Below are 17,964 nucleotides of genomic sequence, written 5' to 3'. Positions count from 1 at the left end.
CAGGGCGCGCTGCGTGTTGTCACGCAGCACGGAATCAGTCGCGCATCTGCCCGGGAGCGATGACTTCACGCGAACCGTTGGTGTTCATGGCGGTTACGACGCCAGCGTTTTCCATGGATTCGATCATGCGGGCGGCGCGGTTGTAACCGATTTTGAGCTTGCGCTGCACCGCAGAGATCGAAGCGCGACGGCTTTCGAGTACGAATGCCACGGCTTCGTCGTAGAGCGCGTCGGTTTCGGCATCGTCATCACCGCTGCTACCGCCGTCGAAGCCGCTGCCGGCCTCTTCGACGCCTGCGAGGATGTCGTCGTTGTATTCCGGCGCGCCGCGCAGCTTCCAGGCTTCCACCACGCGGTGAACTTCATCATCGGAGACGAAGGCGCCGTGAACCCGGATTGGCAGACTGGTGCCCGGCGGCATATAGAGCATGTCACCGTGACCCAGCAGTTGTTCGGCGCCGCCCTGGTCGATGATAGTGCGCGAGTCGATCTTGCTGGAAACCTGGAACGCCATCCGCGTTGGAATGTTGGCCTTGATCAAGCCGGTGATCACATCCACCGACGGCCGCTGGGTGGCGAGGATCAAGTGAATACCGGCCGCACGGGCCTTTTGGGCGATACGCGCGATCAGTTCTTCCACCTTCTTGCCGACGATCATCATCATGTCGGCAAATTCATCGACCACCACCACGATGGTCGGCAGCTTGGTCAGCAGCGGCGCTTCGTCGTGAATGCTTTCGCGCTTGTACAGTGGGTCGGTCAGCGGTGTACCGGCGTCCTGGGCTTCCTTGACCTTGGCATTGAAGCCCGACAGGTTACGCACGCCCATCTTCGCCATCAGCTTGTAGCGACGCTCCATCTCGGCGACGCTCCAGCGCAAGGCGTTGGCGGCGTCCTTCATATCGGTCACCACCGGGCACAGCAGGTGCGGGATGCCTTCGTAGATCGACAATTCGAGCATCTTCGGGTCGATCATGATCAGCTTGGCGTCATCCGGGCCGGACTTGAACAGGATCGACAGAATCATCGCGTTCACGCCCACCGACTTACCGGAACCGGTAGTACCGGCCACCAGCAAGTGCGGCATTTTCGCCAAGTCGGTGATCACCGGCTTGCCGCCGATGTCGTGGCCGAGGGCCAAGGTGACCGGTGACTTGAAGTTGTCGTATTCCGGCGTCGACAGCACCTCGGAGAACCGCACGATCTGACGGTCTTCGTTGGGAATCTCGATGCCGACGGTGGTCTTGCCGGGTATCACTTCCACCACACGCACACTGGTCACGGCCAGGGAACGGGCCAAGTCTTTGGCCAGGTTGGAGATACGGCTGACCTTGACGCCGGCTGCCGGCTGGATTTCGTAACGGGTAATCACCGGGCCTGGGTGGATCGAATCCACCGAGACTTCGACGCCGAATTCCTTGAGCTTGATTTCCAGCAGGTGGCCGACGGCCGCCAGGGATTCCGGAGAATAATTGAGTTGTTTCTTTTCGGCCGGGTCGAGAATCGAGATCGGCGGCAAGGTGCCCTCTACGGCGCTGTCGACGAACAACGGCGCCTGCTTCTCTTTCTGCACACGATGGCTCGGCTCCGGCGCTTTGGGCGGTGCCGGGGCAATCACCGGCGGCACCTGCTTCTCGCGGTCCGACATGTGCTTGCTCAGGGCTTGCTCGCGCTCGATAAGGCGTTCCTTGACCTTGGCTTGCTCGCGGCGGTCCGGCGTACTCGGGGCCACCACTTCGTTAACGCGGGTGTCCACCTCACGCAGTTGCGCGACCATGCGTTTGCGATCGACCCGGGCCGACCACCAGCGGTTGGCTGCGCCCTGGAACAATTCGAGCAGGTCCAGGGTGATCTTGCCGGTCACGTCCATCACCTTGAACCACGACAGGTCGGTGAACACAGTGAGGCCGAACAGGAACAGCGCGATAAACATCAAGGTGCTGCCCTGGATATTCAGGGTCTTGCGCGCCAGGTCGCCGAGGCTTTCGCCCAACGCCCCGCCCGCGCCCGCCGGCAAGCCGGTAGGTGCATGAAAATGAATGTGCGCCAGCGCCGCGCCGGACAACACCAGGAACACCAGGCCGATCAGGCGCCAGGAGAACAGCCAGCCGCTCCACTGCCACGGTTCGTGACGCTGGCGGAAGATCTGCCAGGTCTTGATCGCCAGCAATAACGGGAAGATATACGCGAAGTAGCCCAGCACCATAAACAGGATATCGGCGCTGTAGGAACCGGCGGGGCCGCCGAAGTTCTGCACGTCTTCGATCTTGCTGTTGTGGCTCCAGCCCGGATCGTCCTTGCCATAGGTAAGCAAGGCCATCATCAGGAACAGGCACAGGGCGCCGATAGCGATCAGCGCGCCTTCCTTGAGTCGATAATGCAGGTGCTGGCGCCAGGCCGGCACGACTGCTGCTTTAGGTGTTGCGGCGGATTTCTTCAAAACGGGTCTATTCCTGCGCCTTTAGCGCGTCCATCTGTTGAATGACTGCACACTGCTCAATCCGAGCAGCTGAAAAATGAACGAATGTCGCTGAAACTACTTTTAACATTGGGTGATGAACAGGTGAAAGGGCGAAAACGCCACAATGCCCGCATTGTACGGGTTTGCGTCGACGATGCCACGTACTTGCCCTCACCCGGTGGCCTGCACAGATGATGTGTCATAGCCTGTTCAATTTGAGCACGCATTGTCTTTGCTGACAAAGGCTTATGCGCTGTTTTTATCAAAGCAGGCAAGCTTGGCAATTGGCCTGCATGGCCCAGACCCGATTACGACCGCGCCCAAAGGGTAGAGTTGCAGAAACACCTATTAACGCTATTGCGCGCGGATGCCCGATTCGGGCTGGCCCCACAGCGCCATGTCGACAATAATCATCCCACATGCGGCAGGCGTCATACCTGCCACTCCCCTCCCCTACCGTAAGCCTGGATACCATGCTGACCTGGTTGCAACGCGATTCCCTGACTTTCCCGCCGCTGGCCAAAGCCATGCGCGAACCCAATGGCTTGCTGGCCGCCGGTGGCGACCTGTCGGCCGAGCGACTGATCCAGGCCTACCGCCATGGCTGTTTCCCGTGGTTCTCCGACGGCCAGCCGATCCTCTGGTGGTCTCCAGACCCGCGCACGGTGATATTCCCCGACGAGCTGCACGTGTCACGCAGCCTCGGCAAACTGTTGCGTCAGCAGCGCTACAGCGTGACCTTTGATCAGGACTTCGCCGCCGTCATCCAGGCCTGCGCCGCGCCCCGCGCTTATGCAGACGGCACCTGGATCACCGAAGGTATCCAAAGCGCCTACCTGGAGCTGCACCGGCGCGGCTACGCGCATTCCGTCGAAGTATGGGATGAAGGCAAGCTGGTCGGCGGCCTGTATGGCCTGGCAATGGGCCAGTTATTTTTTGGCGAATCGATGTTCAGCCGCGCCGACAATGCCTCCAAGTTCGGCTTTGCCACGCTGACCCGCCAGTTGCAGGCCTGGGGTTTTGTACTGATCGACTGCCAGATGCCCAATGATCACCTGCACAGCCTCGGCGCCCGCGCCATACCGCGCAGTGAATTTGCCGGCTTCCTGCGTAACCATTTAGACCAGCCCAGCTCTGGCCCGTGGGTTTCCTAGGCGACTTCCTCGTACCTGGCTTACACTTATTTCAAAGCTTATCCCGAGGGTTGATCATGACCGAGCTGGCACGCTTGAAGTTCTATGCCACTCAAGCTCACTCTTGCAGCTATCTGCCTGACGAGCAGGCCACCACACTGTTCCTCGACCCCAGCCAGCCGATGGACGTGCATGTGTATGCCGACCTCTCAGAGATGGGTTTTCGGCGCAGCGGCGATCATCTGTACCGGCCCCATTGCCAGAACTGCAATGCGTGTGTGCCTGCACGCATCCCGGTTGCGCAGTTTTTGCCGGACCGCAACCAGAAACGCATCCTCAAACGTAACGCCGACCTGACGGTCACGGCCACCAAGCCGCAGTACAGCGAAGAATATTTCGATCTTTACCAACGCTACATCGAACAACGCCATGCGGACGGCGATATGTTCCCGCCCAGCCGCGATCAGTTTTCGACCTTCCTGGTGCGCGACCTGCCCTTCTCGCGCTTCTATGAGTTCCGCCTGGACGGCCGCTTGCTGGCGGTGGCGGTGACCGACCTGCTGCCCAACGGCCTGTCGGCGGTCTACACCTTCTATGAGCCGGCCGAAGAACGCCGCAGCCTTGGGCGCTTTGCGATTTTGTGGCAAATCGGTGAAGCCGCGCGCCTGGAGCTGGAGGCGGTGTACCTCGGATACTGGATCAAGAACTGCAAAAAGATGAACTACAAGACCCAATATCGGCCCATTGAGCTACTGATTAATCAAAGATGGGTAACGCTTAACTAGAACCCCTTGGCTTAAACACCCTTTTTCGGGCACAATGCACGCCGCTTTTGCCTGGCGCAGTTGCACCGGGCCATTCACTGGATACCGAGGGCTTTACTGCATGTCGAAAGAAGACAGCTTCGAAATGGAAGGCACTGTCGTCGACACCCTGCCCAACACCATGTTTCGTGTGGAGTTGGAAAATGGGCACGTCGTAACCGCGCATATCTCCGGCAAGATGCGCAAGAACTACATTCGTATTCTTACCGGTGACAAAGTGCGCGTCGAGCTGACGCCCTATGACTTGAGCAAAGGGCGCATCACTTACCGCGCTCGTTAAGCAAGTCAATACAAAACGCCCGGTTATACCGGGCGTTTTTGTGTGTGCGCAATTTTGTTAAACACCACAAATCCCTGTGGGAGCTGGCTTGCCTGCGATGGCGGTCTATCAGGAAAATATTCTTCAGCTGACCCACCGCTATCGCAGGCAAGCCAGCCCCCACAGTAGATCTCCAACGTATTCAAGACAGCAAAAAGGCGCCCTTGGGCGCCTTTTTACTGTGTTGCGATCAGCTATCAGGCCATTTCGGCGGTGGTTTCGAACTCGAAGGTCAGCTCGCCATCCTTCAGGTCGATGTGCACCACGCCACCATGGTCGGAAAGCTCGCCAAACAGGATCTCTTCGGCCAGTGGCCGCTTGATCTTGTCCTGGATCAGACGCGCCATTGGACGAGCGCCCATTGCCGAGTCGTAGCCACCCTGGGCCAGCCAGTTGCGCGCCGCGTCCGTTACGTCAAGCTGCACGCGCTTGTCTTCCAACTGCGCTTGAAGCTCGGTAAGGAACTTGTCCACCACGCTTTTGATGACCTCATGGCTGAGGCGACCAAACTGGATAATGGTGTCCAGACGGTTGCGGAACTCCGGCGTAAAGCTCTTCTTGATCACTTCCATCGCATCGGACGAGTGATCCTGATGCGTAAAGCCAATGGAGGCTCGCGCAGCAGTCTCGGCACCGGCGTTGGTGGTCATGATCACGATGACGTTGCGGAAGTCCGCCTTGCGCCCGTTGTTATCGGTCAGGGTGCCGTGGTCCATGACCTGCAGCAGCAGGTTGAAGACTTCCGGGTGGGCCTTCTCGATTTCATCGAGCAGCAACACGCAGTGCGGCTGCTTGGTGATGGCTTCGGTCAGCAGGCCGCCCTGGTCGAACCCGACATAGCCCGGAGGCGCGCCGATCAGGCGCGACACGGTGTGGCGCTCCATGTATTCGGACATGTCGAAACGCACCAGCTCAATGCCCATGGCCTTGGCCAATTGCCGCGCCGCTTCGGTCTTGCCGACGCCGGTCGGGCCGGCGAACAGGAACGATCCGACCGGTTTGTCCGGCGACTTGAGGCCTGCACGCGAGAGCTTGATTGCGGTGGACAGCGCGTCGATAGCGGCATCCTGGCCGAACACCGTGAGCTTGAGGTCGCGCTCCAGGTTACGCAGCAGTTCCTTGTCGGAACTGTTGACGTGCTTGGGTGGAATACGTGCGATCTTGGCCACGATGTCCTCGACTTGAGGCACGTCGATGCGCTTCACACGCTTCTCGACCGGCTGCAGGCGCTGGTAGGCACCCGCCTCGTCGATCACGTCGATGGCCTTGTCCGGCATATGCCGGTCATTGATGTAGCGCGACGCCAGCTCAGCAGCAGCGCGCAGGGCTTCATCGGTGTACTCGATGCCGTGATGCGCCTCGAAGCGTCCCTTGAGGCCGCGCAGGATGCCGATGGTGTCTTCAACCGAAGGCTCGGACACGTCGACCTTCTGGAAGCGACGCGCCAGGGCACGGTCTTTTTCGAAGATGCCGCGAAACTCCTGGAACGTGGTCGAACCAATGCAACGGATATCACCCGACGACAGCAGCGGCTTGAGCAGGTTGGAGGCGTCCATCACCCCACCGGACGCCGCGCCGGCGCCAATGATGGTGTGGATTTCATCGATAAACAGAATCGCCTGCGGGCGTTTTTTCAGCTCGCCGAGCAGCGCCTTGAAGCGCTTCTCGAAATCGCCACGGTACTTGGTCCCGGCGAGCAATGCGCCAAGATCAAGGGAGTAGACGACGCTGTTGGCCAGCAGATCAGGCACCTGGTTATCAACGATGCGCTTGGCCAGGCCTTCGGCAATTGCGGTTTTACCCACGCCGGCCTCACCCACCAGCAACGGATTGTTCTTGCGACGACGCGCGAGGATCTGCGCTACACGCTCAACCTCAAGCTCACGCCCCACCAGCGGATCAATCCGCCCCTGGCGCGCCAGTTCGTTAAGGTTGCTGGCATAGGCATCCAGTGGATTGCCCGAAGAAGAAGACTCACCGCCCTCGTCGTCCTGCATATCCTGCTCACCCTCGGAATGATCGCCGTGCCCTGGCACTTTGGAGATACCGTGGGCGATGTAGTTGACGACATCAATACGGGCAACGCTCTGCTGCTTGAGCAGGAACACTGCCTGGCTTTCCTGTTCACTGAAAATCGCCACAAGCACATTGGCGCCCGTGACCTCACGCTTACCGGAGCTCTGTACGTGGAAGACAGCACGCTGCAATACCCGCTGGAAGCCCAGGGTTGGCTGGGTCTCACGGTCCTCGTCATGCACGGGGATCAGTGGCGTGGTGGAGTCGATGAACTCCTGCAGGTCATGCTTGAGTTTGTCGAGGTTGGCGCCGCACGCACGCAGAACGGTGGCGGCAGCTTCGTTATCCAAAAGTGCCAGCAGCAGGTGCTCGACGGTCATGAATTCATGACGCTTCGAACGAGCCTCCTTGAAGGCAAGATTGAGGGTGACTTCGAGCTCGCGGTTTAACATAGCTTCACCTCATACCCAAGTGGTCGGCGTTAACCGTCCTTCTCGATTTCACAGAGTAGCGGATGCTGGCTTTCCCTGGCGTACTGGTTGACCTGCATGGCCTTTGTCTCGGCGATGTCACGGGTAAACACTCCACATACTGCCCGTCCTTCTGTGTGAACGGCCAGCATTACCTTGGTCGCCAGCTCGCGGTTCAGGTTAAAAAACACCTCGAGCACTTCGACGACGAAATCCATCGGTGTGTAGTCATCATTAAACAAAACCACCTTGTACATCGGCGGCGCCTGAAGAGCAGGCTTCGCCTCCTGGACAGCAATGCCTGCAGAACCGTCGTCATCGTGTTCCTGATCCGGGCGATCCTGATTGAATGTTAGTCGAATCTGGCTGTTTGCATGCATGGAAAGAAAGGTTCGTCAGTGGTTCAAATACAGTGGTGGGGGCGACCTGTCAGATTTTCAACTACTGACCGGTTGGTCGCCTTGACTATCGGCGAAACGGTGTTACAACCAATAGAACCCACAGTGGGTAAAAAAGGTCCGCGCAGTCAACCTTATTTATTCGGGTTAGGACGGATAAACTGGATGATACTCCAGTGATGGAGTCTGGTGCAGAGGGATATGGTTATGTCTGGCGTCAAGGTCAGTGGCAAGGTCAAATGGTTTAACAACGCCAAGGGATATGGGTTCATCAACGCAGATGGAAAATCCGGAGAAGACCTCTTCGCGCATTATTCAGCGATTACCATGGATGGGTACAAGACCCTAAAAGCGGGCCAGCCTGTGGAGTTTTTAATCATTCAAGGGCCGAAAGGGCTGCACGCCGTCGAAATTTGTGCAGCCTGCGCAGTTACATCGGGAACAATCCACGACGAAACGCACGAAACAAAGCCCAGGACAAGTCAGGCCACCCCATCAAAAAAGAAACAAACGGCCTGATAACGCCTTAAGCAATACGGCACAAAAAAGCCGGCCATTCTGAGTCATCAGAATGGCCGGCTTTTTTACAGCAGCGCTTTACATATGCGCAATCAACGCATCACCAAACCCTGACGACGACACCAGCTTCGCGCCGTCCATCAAACGCTCAAAGTCATAGGTCACGGTCTTCGCCGAAATCGCGCCATTGGTGCCTTTGATGATCAAATCCGCCGCCTCAGTCCAGCCCATGTGCCGCAGCATCATTTCCGCCGACAAGATCAGCGAACCCGGGTTGACCTGATCCTTGCCGGCATATTTAGGCGCAGTACCGTGGGTGGCCTCGAACATTGCCACGGTGTCGGAGAGATTGGCCCCCGGCGCAATACCAATACCACCCACTTCCGCCGCCAGCGCGTCAGACAGGTAGTCACCGTTGAGGTTAAGCGTGGCGATCACATCATATTCCGCCGGGCGCAGTAGAATCTGCTGGAGCATGGCATCGGCAATCGCGTCCTTGACCACCACATTCTTGCCGGTCTTCGGGTTTTTGAACTGCATCCACGGGCCGCCGTCGAGCAGGGTCGCGCCAAATTCTTTTTCGGCAATACCGTAGGCCCACTCTTTGAAGGCACCCTCGGTGAACTTCATGATGTTGCCTTTGTGCACAATGGTCAGCGAATCACGATCATTATCCACTACATATTGCAGGGCTTTGCGCGCCAGGCGCTCGGTGCCTTCCTTGGAAACCGGCTTGATGCCAATGCCACAGTCCTGGTCGAAACGGATCTTGGTAACGCCCATTTCTTCCTTGAGGAACTTGATCACCTTGATGGCTTCCGGCGAACCAGCCTTCCACTCGATACCGGCGTAAATGTCTTCGGAGTTTTCACGGAAGATGGTCATATCGACGTCGCCAGGCTTCTTGACCGGGCTGGGCACGCCTTCAAACCAGCGCACCGGGCGCAGGCACACATATAAATCGAGCTGCTGACGCAGGGCCACGTTCAGCGAACGGATGCCGCCGCCAACCGGCGTGGTCAGCGGGCCTTTGATGGAAACCACGTAATCCTTGACCGCATCCAGGGTTTCCTGGGGCAGCCAGGTGTCCTGGTCGTAGACTTGAGTCGCCTTCTCGCCGGCATACACCTCCATCCAGGAGATTTTGCGTTTTCCGCCGTAGGCCTTTTCAACAGCTGCGTCGACCACCTTGATCATCACCGGGCTGATGTCGACGCCAATACCGTCGCCTTCTATATAAGGGATGATCGGTTGGTCAGGAACATTGAGAGAATGGTCTGCATTGACGGTGATTTTGTCGCCGACTGCCGGAACCTGAATCTTCTTGTATCCCATGCTGAACTCCATCTATGGATTGAACATCTGGCTGCGTTCGAGCCTACTCCAGATAAATGGCGACTGAAACCTCACGCCATGCTCATTTGCATCGAAAACAGCATAATTTGTCGCCTACAAGCCTGAAAGCAAAGACAAAATCGCCAATCTTGAGCACATCGTGCGACTTTGGTCGCAGTCTGGGCCCTGCGACCTTTAGACCAATGGACGACACACCTTTTGTATGAAGGCTCGGCGTAAGCATAGCGACCTATGTATAATGCCGCCGCTGACCAAAGAGTCACGACGGCGGACCGCTCTAGAACAAAGCCTTCCGCTACAAAGCAGGACTAATACAATAGTCCACCCGCTTGACGCTCGACTGATGCAACCCAACATCACCGCGAAGAAACCTCGACATTTCGCTCATGGATGACTTTGAACGAACGCGCTCCACCCGGCGCATCTCGAGTTTCTGCGCACGCTTTCAGCAAAGAAGAGAGTTAATCCGAATATGCCCACCCGCTCGAAGATCATCTACACCTTCACCGACGAAGCCCCAGCCCTCGCCACCTATTCACTGCTGCCTATCGTAGAGGCCTTCACCGCTTCCGCTGATATTGCCGTGGAAACCCGCGACATTTCCCTGGCCGCGCGCATCCTCGCAAGCTTCCCCGAGCAACTGGGCACCAAGGCTATCCCGGACCACCTCGCCGAACTGGGCGACCTGGCCGTTACGCCTGAAGCCAACATCATCAAGCTGCCTAACATCAGTGCTTCGACCCCGCAGCTGCAAGCGGCGATCAAGGAACTGCAGGCCCAGGGCTACGCCCTGCCGGACTACCCGGAAACCGTAACCACCGACGCGGAAAAAGAAACCCGCGCACGTTACGACAAGGTCAAGGGCAGCGCCGTGAACCCGGTACTGCGCGAAGGCAACTCCGACCGCCGCGCACCGCTGTCGGTCAAGAACTACGCGCGCAAGCACCCGCATAAAATGGGCGCCTGGGCTGCCGACTCCAAGTCGCACATCGCACACATGAGCAACGGCGACTTCTACGGCAGCGAGAAAGCCGTACAGATCGAAGCGGCTGACGCCGTCAAGATCGAACTGATCGCCAAGGACGGTACCGCTACCGTCCTGAAAGAAAAAACCAGCTTGCAGGCTGGCGAGATCATCGACACCGCCGTGCTGAGCAAGAATGCCCTGCGCAGCTTCATCGCCGCTGAAATCGAAGACGCCAAGAAACAAGGCGTACTGCTGTCGGTCCACTTGAAAGCCACCATGATGAAGGTCTCCGACCCGATCATGTTCGGCCAGATCGTTGCCGAGTTCTATAAAGACGCACTGGCCAAGCACGCTGTCGTGCTGGAGCAGATCGGCTTTAACCTGAACAACGGCATCGGCGACCTGTACGCCCGCATCAAGGCCCTGCCGGCCGATCAGCAAGCGCAGATCGAAGCCGACATCCAGGCGGTGTACGCCGCTCGTCCGTCCCTGGCCATGGTCAACTCGGACAAAGGCATTACCAACCTGCACGTGCCGAGCGACGTTATCGTCGACGCCTCGATGCCTGCCATGATCCGTGACTCAGGCAAAATGTGGGGCACCGACGGCCAACTGCACGACACCAAGGCCGTGATCCCGGATCGCTGCTACGCCACCATCTACCAGGCAGTGATCGAAGACTGCAAGGCCAATGGCGCCTTCGACCCAACCACCATGGGCAGCGTGCCGAACGTTGGCCTGATGGCGAAAAAAGCCGAAGAGTACGGTTCCCACGACAAGACCTTCCAGATCAAGGCTGACGGCGTGGTCCGCGTCACCGACAGCAAGGGCAACCTGCTGATGGAACAGGCTGTCGAAGCCGGCGACATCTTCCGCATGTGCCAGACCAAAGACGCGCCGATCCAGGACTGGGTCAAACTGGCCGTCAACCGTGCTCGCGCCAGCAACACCCCGGCCATTTTCTGGCTGGACCCTAAGCGTGCCCACGATGGCGTGGTGGTCGAGAAAGTTCAGGCTTACCTGAAAGACCACAACACCGAAGGCCTGGACATCCGCATCATGTCGCCGGTCGACGCGATGAAGTTCACCCTGGAGCGCACCCGCAAGGGCCTGGACACCATCTCGGTGACCGGTAACGTTCTGCGTGACTACCTGACCGACCTGTTCCCGATCATGGAACTGGGCACCAGTGCCAAGATGCTGTCGATCGTGCCACTGATGAACGGCGGCGGCCTGTTCGAAACCGGCGCCGGCGGTTCGGCTCCAAAGCACGTGCAGCAACTGGTTGAAGAAAACTTCCTGCGCTGGGATTCCCTGGGCGAGTTCCTGGCCCTGGCCGCGTCCCTTGAGCATTTGGGTGTCACCTACAACAACCCGAAAGCCCTGGTGCTGTCCAAGACCCTGGACCAGGCCACTGGCCAGTTCCTGGACAACAACAAGTCGCCATCGCGCAAAGTCGGCAACATCGACAACCGCGGCAGCCACTTCTACCTGGCGCTGTACTGGGCTCAAGCCCTGGCCGCACAGACTGAAGATGCTGCACTGCAAGCGCAGTTTGGCGAACTGGCCAAAACCCTGGCCGAAAACGAGGCAACCATCGTTGCCGAGCTGAACGCCGTACAGGGCAAGCCAGTGGACATCGGCGGCTACTACGCGCCGAACCCGGAGCTGACCAGCAAAGCCATGCGCCCAAGCAACACCCTCAACGCGGCCATTGCCAAGTTGAAGTAAGGTTGTAAGGATGCAAAGAAGCCCCGGCCATGTGCCGGGGTTTCTGTTTGTGCCCCCGATTTCATTGAACAACCCCGATCAAATGTGGGAGCTGGCTTGCCTGCTCCCACATTGCACGAGTTTCTTCAGTCACTACACATTGAGGCACCTATGACCTGGCAACCCCACATCACCGTCGCCACTATCGTCGAAGACAACGGCCGCTTCCTGATGGTCGAGGAACTCAAGGGCGGCCGCGCCGTGCTCAACCAGCCGGCCGGCCATCTGGACCCGCATGAAACCCTCATCGAAGCTGCCGTGCGTGAAACCCTCGAAGAAACCGGCTGGGACGTCGAGGCCACCGGCATTGTCGGCATCTACCTGTACACCGCTCCCAGCAATGGCGTGACTTATCAGCGCGTGTGTTTTACCGCCAAGGCCTTGAAACATCACCCCGACTACCAGCTCGATGAAGGCATCGTCCGCGCCCGCTGGCTGACCCGTGAGGAGCTGATGGCCCTGCGCGACGACTGGCGCAGTGAGCTGATCATCCGCTGTATCGATGATTATCTGGCCGGCCAGCGCCATAGCCTCGAATTGATCCGCCCTTCTCTTTAGCCTTGCGGGCGTGAGCCTGTTAGAATCGCGTCCTTTTTCAAGACACCCGTTGAAACCCTATGCGTGATCCAGCCCCTTCTGACACACAAAAGAAGCGCGTCATCGTCGGCATGTCCGGCGGCGTGGATTCTTCCGTTTCCGCCGTTCTGCTCATGGAGCAGGGTTATGAGGTGGAAGGCCTGTTCATGAAGAACTGGGAAGAAGACGATGGAACGGAATATTGCACCGCCATGGACGACCTGGCCGACGCCCAGGCCGTGTGCGACAAGATCGGCATCAAGCTGCACACCGCCAATTTCGCCGCCGAGTACTGGGACAATGTGTTCGAGCACTTCCTGGCCGAATACAAGGCCGGCCGTACGCCGAACCCGGACATCCTGTGTAACCGCGAAATCAAGTTCAAGGCGTTCCTCGACTACGCCATGATCCTCGGCGCCGACCTGATTGCCACTGGCCATTACGTGCGCCGTCGCGATATCGATGGCCGTACCGAACTGCTCAAAGGCCTGGACCCGAACAAGGACCAGAGCTACTTCCTGCACGCCGTGGGCGGTGAACAGATCGCCAAGACCCTGTTCCCGGTCGGCGAGCTGGAAAAACCCGAAGTGCGCAAGATCGCCGAAAAACACGGCCTGGCTACCGCCAAGAAGAAGGATTCCACCGGGATCTGCTTTATCGGCGAGCGCCGCTTCAGCGACTTCCTCAAGCAATACCTGCCGGCACAACCTGGCGAGATCAAAACCACCGACGGTGAAGTGATCGGCCGTCACCATGGCTTGATGTACCACACCATTGGCCAGCGTCAGGGGCTGGGCATCGGCGGCCTTAAAGACGCCGGTGAAGAACCCTGGTACGTGCTGGTCAAGGACCTGGAAAACAACGTGCTGGTCGTCGGCCAGGGCAACGAGCACCCGCTACTGTTCTCGGGCGCGCTGCTGGCCTCGGAAATCTATTGGGTCAACCCGATCGACCTGAGCACGCCACGCCGCCTGACCGCCAAAGTGCGCTATCGCCAAAGCGACCAGCCCTGCACCCTGGAAAAAACCGCCAGCGGCTACCGCGCCACGTTCGATGACCCGCAACGCGCGGTCACGCCCGGCCAATCGGTGGTGTTCTATGACGGTGAAATCTGCCTGGGTGGCGGCGTGATTGAAGTCGCCGAAGCCTGGAGCAACCCGGCATGAGCCCGACCCAGGAGCAATTGACGGCGCTCGGCGGAGTTTTCCTCGCCGCGGTGCTGGTCGACAAGATTGCCAAGACCGGCCAGGTGACCGAGGCAGGCCTGACCTGCATGCTCGGCAGCCTGCTGATTCGCGACCCCAAGGACACACTGGAAGTCTACGGCGGTGATGATCTGGCGCTACGCGAAGGCTACCGCGCGCTGATCGGCGCCCTGGAGCGCGACCCAAGCACCTTGCAACGTGAGCCGTTGCGCTATGCGCTGTCGATGCTCGGCCTTGAACGGCAACTGGCCAAACGTGACGACCTGCTCGAAACCATCGGCAAACGCCTGCCGCAGATTCAGTCCCAGGTGGAGCACTTCGGCCCGGCCCACGAAAACGTGATTGCCGCCTGTGGCGCGCTGTACCAGGACACGTTGAGCACTTTGCGCCAACGCATCCAGGTGCACGGCGACATGCGCAACCTGCAACAACCGAACAACGCCTCGAAAATCCGCGCCCTGCTTCTGGCCGGCATTCGTTCGGCGCGGTTGTGGCGCCAGTTGGGCGGTCATCGCTGGCAGTTGGTGATCAGCCGACGCAAATTGCTCAAAGAGCTTTACCCGTTGATGCGCAACGAATAAGTCGCAGCGACCCGTTTTTTTTATAGCCTCACGCGTAATACGCCGGTCAGTTGGCGACGGACCGGCGGATTTTTTCATGTATGATACGCGCCCCATTTCGTTGCCCGACTGTCCGAGAACACCCCATGCAGCTCTCTTCGCTCACTGCGGTTTCCCCTGTTGACGGCCGCTACGCCGGCAAAACCCAGGCCCTGCGCCCTATTTTCAGCGAATACGGTCTGATCCGTGCTCGTGTTCTGGTTGAAGTGCGCTGGCTCCAGCGCCTGGCCGCTCACCCTGCCATCAGCGAAGTGCCGGCGTTTTCCGCCGAAGCCAACGCTGTATTGAACACCCTGGCGGAAAACTTCTCCCTGGAGCACGCCGAGCGTGTGAAAGAGATCGAGCGCACCACCAACCACGACGTTAAAGCCATCGAATACCTGCTCAAAGAGCAAGCGGCCAAGCTGCCGGAACTGGCCCAGGTCAGCGAGTTCATCCACTTTGCCTGCACCAGCGAGGACATCAACAACCTGTCCCACGCCCTGATGCTGCGCGAAGGCCGTGATGACGTGATGCTGCCGCTGATGCGCCAGACCGCTGACGCCATCCGCGAACTGGCCATCCGTTTCGCCGACGTGCCGATGCTGTCGCGCACCCACGGCCAACCAGCTTCGCCGACCACTTTGGGCAAAGAACTGGCCAACGTGGTGTATCGCCTGGAGCGCCAGATCGCTCAAGTCGCCGCCGTGCCGCTGCTGGGCAAGATCAACGGCGCCGTGGGCAACTACAACGCACACCTGTCGGCCTACCCGGAAATCGACTGGGAAGAAAATGCCCGCGCCTTCATCGAAGACGAGCTGGGCCTGGGCTTCAACCCCTACACCACGCAGATCGAACCGCACGACTACATCGCCGAACTGTTCGACGCCATTGCGCGCTTCAACACCATCCTGATCGACTTCGATCGCGATATCTGGGGCTACATCTCCCTGGGCTACTTCAAGCAGCGCACCATCGCCGGCGAGATCGGTTCGTCGACCATGCCGCACAAGGTCAACCCGATCGACTTCGAAAACTCCGAAGGCAACCTCGGCATCGCCAACGCCCTGTTCCAGCACTTGGCCAGCAAGTTGCCGATCTCGCGCTGGCAGCGCGACCTGACCGACTCCACCGTACTGCGTAACCTCGGCGTGGGCTTTGCCCACAGCGTGATCGCCTACGAAGCCAGCCTCAAAGGCATCAGCAAGCTTGAGCTCAACGCGCAGAAGATCGCCGCTGACCTGGATGCGTGCTGGGAAGTATTGGCCGAGCCGATCCAGACCGTAATGCGCCGCTACAACATCGAAAACCCGTACGAGAAGCTGAAAGAGTTGACGCGCGGCAAGGGCATCAGCCCTGAGGCGCTGCAAACTTTCATCGACGGCCTGGACATGCCAGCCGCCGCCAAGGCCGAGCTGAAATTGCTCACCCCGGCCAACTACATCGGCAATGCGGTGGCCCAAGCCAAGCGCATCTGATTTAGCGCAAGCCCTCTTGAGACGCCCGGCCGCGCCGGGCGTTTTTATTCCTGTCTTAAAAGTGCTTTTTTTCAATAGGTTACACATGAATCCTGATATTCCTCTTCAACTTCTGGGCGGCATCACGGCACGCGAATTCCTGCGCGACTACTGGCAGAAAAAACCGCTGCTGATCCGTCAGGCCATCCCTGATTTCGAAAGCCCGATCGACGCCGACGAACTGGCCGGCCTGGCCCTGGAAGAAGAAGTTGAATCGCGCCTGGTAATCGAACACGGCGAGCGCCCATGGGAACTGCGCCGCGGGCCGTTCGCCGAAGATGCGTTCAGCACATTGCCAGAGCGTGAGTGGACCCTGCTGGTGCAGGCAGTCGACCAGTTCGTACCCGAAGTTGCCGAATTGCTCGGGCACTTCCGCTTTTTGCCCAGCTGGCGCATCGACGATGTGATGATCAGCTTCGCCGCACCCGGCGGCAGTGTTGGCCCGCACTTCGACAACTACGACGTGTTCCTGCTGCAGGCCCAAGGCAAGCGCAACTGGAAAATCGGCCAGATGTGCAATTCCGAAAGCCCGCTGCTGCAACACGCCGACCTGCGCATCCTCGCAGAATTCGAACAGAGCGAAGAATGGGTGCTGGAACCGGGCGACATGCTTTACCTGCCGCCGCGCCTGGCGCACTTCGGCATCGCCGAAGATGACTGCATGACCTATTCGGTGGGCTTCCGCGCACCGAGCGCCGCCGAAGTGCTGACCCACTTCACTGACTTCCTCAGCCAGTACCTGACCGACGAAGAGCGCTATACCGACGCCGACGCCCAACCGGTCAGCGACCCACACCAGATTCAGGCGGATGCACTCGACCGCCTCAAAGGTCTGTTGGCCGAGCACATGAGCGACGAGCGCATGCTGCTGACCTGGTTCGGCCAGTTCATGACCGAGCCGCGCTACCCGGAACTGGTCGCCGGTGAAGAATTGGGCGAAGAAGACTTTATCAGCAGCCTGGAAAACGGCGCGATTCTGGTGCGCAACCCGAGCGCGCGCATGGCGTGGTCGGAAGTGGACGATGACGTACTGCTGTTTGCCAGCGGCCAGAGCCGTTATCTGCCAGGCAAACTGCGCGAACTGTTGAAACTGGTCTGCTCGGCCGACGCCCTGCACAGCGAAAACCTCGGCACCTGGCTGGCCGACGAAGACGGTCGTGACCTGCTGTGCGAACTGGTCAAGCAAGGAAGCCTGGGATTTGCCGATGAATAAGATTCACGTAAGTGTCGCGGACTGGCAAAAGGATATCGCTGAGATTCGGCGCATTCGTGAGGCGGTGTTTATCGCTGAACAATCGGTTCCACCAGAGTTGGAATGGGATGCGGATGACGCCGACGCAATGCATTTTCTTGCATTCGAAGGCGATTTTCCGATTGGCACCGCTCGCCTGCTGCCCAGCGGCGAGATTGGTCGCGTGTCGGTACTCAAGGACTGGCGCGGACTGAAGGTCGGCGACAAGCTGATGGAAACGGTGATCGGCGAGGCCGAAAAACGTGGCCAGACCAGGCAGTTCCTGAGTGCGCAGGTGTATGCGGCGCCGTTTTATGAGCGGCTGGGTTTCAAGATCGTCAGTGACGAATTCCTTGAAGTCGGGATTCCGCACGTTGATATGGTGCGCGAGGGCTGATTCGAGATCGAGTCGCCCTTATCGCAGGCAAGCCAGCTCCCACAGGGGAATGCATTCCAAATGTGGGAGCTGGCTTGCCTGCGATAGCGCCATCAGCAACACCCAAAATGCCCTGCCTGCCAGGGCATTTTGCCGTCTACGATTCAACTTGCGACCCGCCAGGCCGACAAACTGGCACTATCAAGCCTAATTGACTCGCAGAGATA

At 58.9% G+C, this 17,964-nt stretch carries 15 protein-coding genes; 11 read left to right on the top strand and 4 right to left on the bottom strand.

The features are described from left to right. Positions 1–34: 34 nt before the first annotated feature. Positions 35–2,440 (bottom strand): DNA translocase FtsK, encoded by a 2,406-nt coding sequence (locus AB4P96_RS13870; RefSeq protein ID WP_069788233.1) that lies wholly within the window; start codon positions 2,438–2,440, stop codon positions 35–37. A 494-nt stretch (positions 2,441–2,934) separates the two neighbouring features. On the opposite strand from AB4P96_RS13870, the gene aat reads away from it, so the two are divergent. The 3 genes from aat (at position 2,935) to infA (ending at position 4,698) form a co-directional block, all read left to right on the top strand. Beyond that, positions 2,935–3,615: a leucyl/phenylalanyl-tRNA--protein transferase gene (gene aat / locus AB4P96_RS13865; protein ID WP_017137503.1), complete on the top strand. Its 681-nt coding sequence runs from the start codon at positions 2,935–2,937 to the stop codon at positions 3,613–3,615. Between the two features lie 56 nt (positions 3,616–3,671). Continuing rightward, entirely contained in the window at positions 3,672–4,379 is a 708-nt protein-coding gene (locus AB4P96_RS13860; RefSeq protein ID WP_017137504.1) for an arginyltransferase, read from the top strand. Positions 4,380–4,479: 100 nt separating this feature from the next. After that, entirely contained in the window at positions 4,480–4,698 is a 219-nt protein-coding gene (gene infA / locus AB4P96_RS13855; protein ID WP_002553999.1) for a translation initiation factor IF-1, read from the top strand. Positions 4,699–4,934: 236 nt separating this feature from the next. On the opposite strand, the gene clpA is transcribed toward infA, so the two are convergent. Together clpA and clpS are read right to left on the bottom strand one after the other, a co-directional pair. After that, the gene (gene clpA, locus AB4P96_RS13850; protein WP_053256828.1) at positions 4,935–7,205 is read right to left on the bottom strand and encodes an ATP-dependent Clp protease ATP-binding subunit ClpA; all 2,271 of its coding nucleotides are present in this window, start codon (positions 7,203–7,205) and stop codon (positions 4,935–4,937) included. 29 nt (positions 7,206–7,234) lie between these two features. Further along, positions 7,235–7,603 (bottom strand): ATP-dependent Clp protease adapter ClpS, encoded by a 369-nt coding sequence (gene clpS / locus AB4P96_RS13845; protein WP_005789091.1) that lies wholly within the window; start codon positions 7,601–7,603, stop codon positions 7,235–7,237. A gap of 225 nt (positions 7,604–7,828) precedes the next feature. Here clpS and AB4P96_RS13840 point away from each other — a divergent pair, with 225 nt between their 5' ends. Beyond that, positions 7,829–8,140, top strand: coding sequence for a cold shock domain-containing protein (locus AB4P96_RS13840; RefSeq protein WP_099548040.1), 312 nt, complete (start codon positions 7,829–7,831; stop codon positions 8,138–8,140). A 78-nt stretch (positions 8,141–8,218) separates the two neighbouring features. Here AB4P96_RS13840 and icd read toward each other — a convergent pair whose 3' ends face one another. After that, positions 8,219–9,475, bottom strand: a complete 1,257-nt coding sequence (gene icd / locus AB4P96_RS13835) for an NADP-dependent isocitrate dehydrogenase (protein ID WP_017137506.1) — start codon at positions 9,473–9,475, stop codon at positions 8,219–8,221. Positions 9,476–9,968: 493 nt separating this feature from the next. On the opposite strand from icd, the gene AB4P96_RS13830 reads away from it, so the two are divergent. The 7 genes from AB4P96_RS13830 to AB4P96_RS13800 all read left to right on the top strand — a co-directional run bounded on the left by AB4P96_RS13830 (position 9,969) and on the right by AB4P96_RS13800 (position 17,758). Beyond that, complete coding sequence (locus AB4P96_RS13830) at positions 9,969–12,194, top strand: NADP-dependent isocitrate dehydrogenase (RefSeq protein ID WP_395600880.1); 2,226 nt, start codon at positions 9,969–9,971, stop codon at positions 12,192–12,194. Positions 12,195–12,344: 150 nt separating this feature from the next. Next, entirely contained in the window at positions 12,345–12,791 is a 447-nt protein-coding gene (locus AB4P96_RS13825) for an NUDIX hydrolase (RefSeq protein WP_395600879.1), read from the top strand. 59 nt (positions 12,792–12,850) lie between these two features. Beyond that, entirely contained in the window at positions 12,851–13,975 is a 1,125-nt protein-coding gene (mnmA, locus tag AB4P96_RS13820) for a tRNA 2-thiouridine(34) synthase MnmA (protein ID WP_017137509.1), read from the top strand. Next, entirely contained in the window at positions 13,972–14,595 is a 624-nt protein-coding gene (gene hflD / locus AB4P96_RS13815) for a high frequency lysogenization protein HflD (protein ID WP_017137510.1), read from the top strand. The genes mnmA and hflD overlap by 4 nt, the downstream gene beginning before the upstream one ends. A gap of 125 nt (positions 14,596–14,720) precedes the next feature. Continuing rightward, on the top strand, positions 14,721–16,091 hold the full coding sequence (gene purB, locus AB4P96_RS13810; protein WP_017137511.1) for an adenylosuccinate lyase: 1,371 nt from the start codon (positions 14,721–14,723) through the stop codon (positions 16,089–16,091). An 85-nt stretch (positions 16,092–16,176) separates the two neighbouring features. Continuing rightward, complete coding sequence (locus tag AB4P96_RS13805) at positions 16,177–17,343, top strand: cupin domain-containing protein (RefSeq protein WP_017137512.1); 1,167 nt, start codon at positions 16,177–16,179, stop codon at positions 17,341–17,343. After that, positions 17,336–17,758, top strand: a complete 423-nt coding sequence (locus AB4P96_RS13800) for a GNAT family N-acetyltransferase (RefSeq protein ID WP_017137513.1) — start codon at positions 17,336–17,338, stop codon at positions 17,756–17,758. The genes AB4P96_RS13805 and AB4P96_RS13800 overlap by 8 nt, the downstream gene beginning before the upstream one ends. Positions 17,759–17,964: the final 206 nt, after the last annotated feature.

It is taken from the genome of Pseudomonas sp. B19125, from assembly GCF_044218855.1.
GTDB lineage: Bacteria > Pseudomonadota > Gammaproteobacteria > Pseudomonadales > Pseudomonadaceae > Aquipseudomonas > Aquipseudomonas edaphica.
This window is presented reverse-complemented; position numbering and strand designations above follow the sequence as displayed.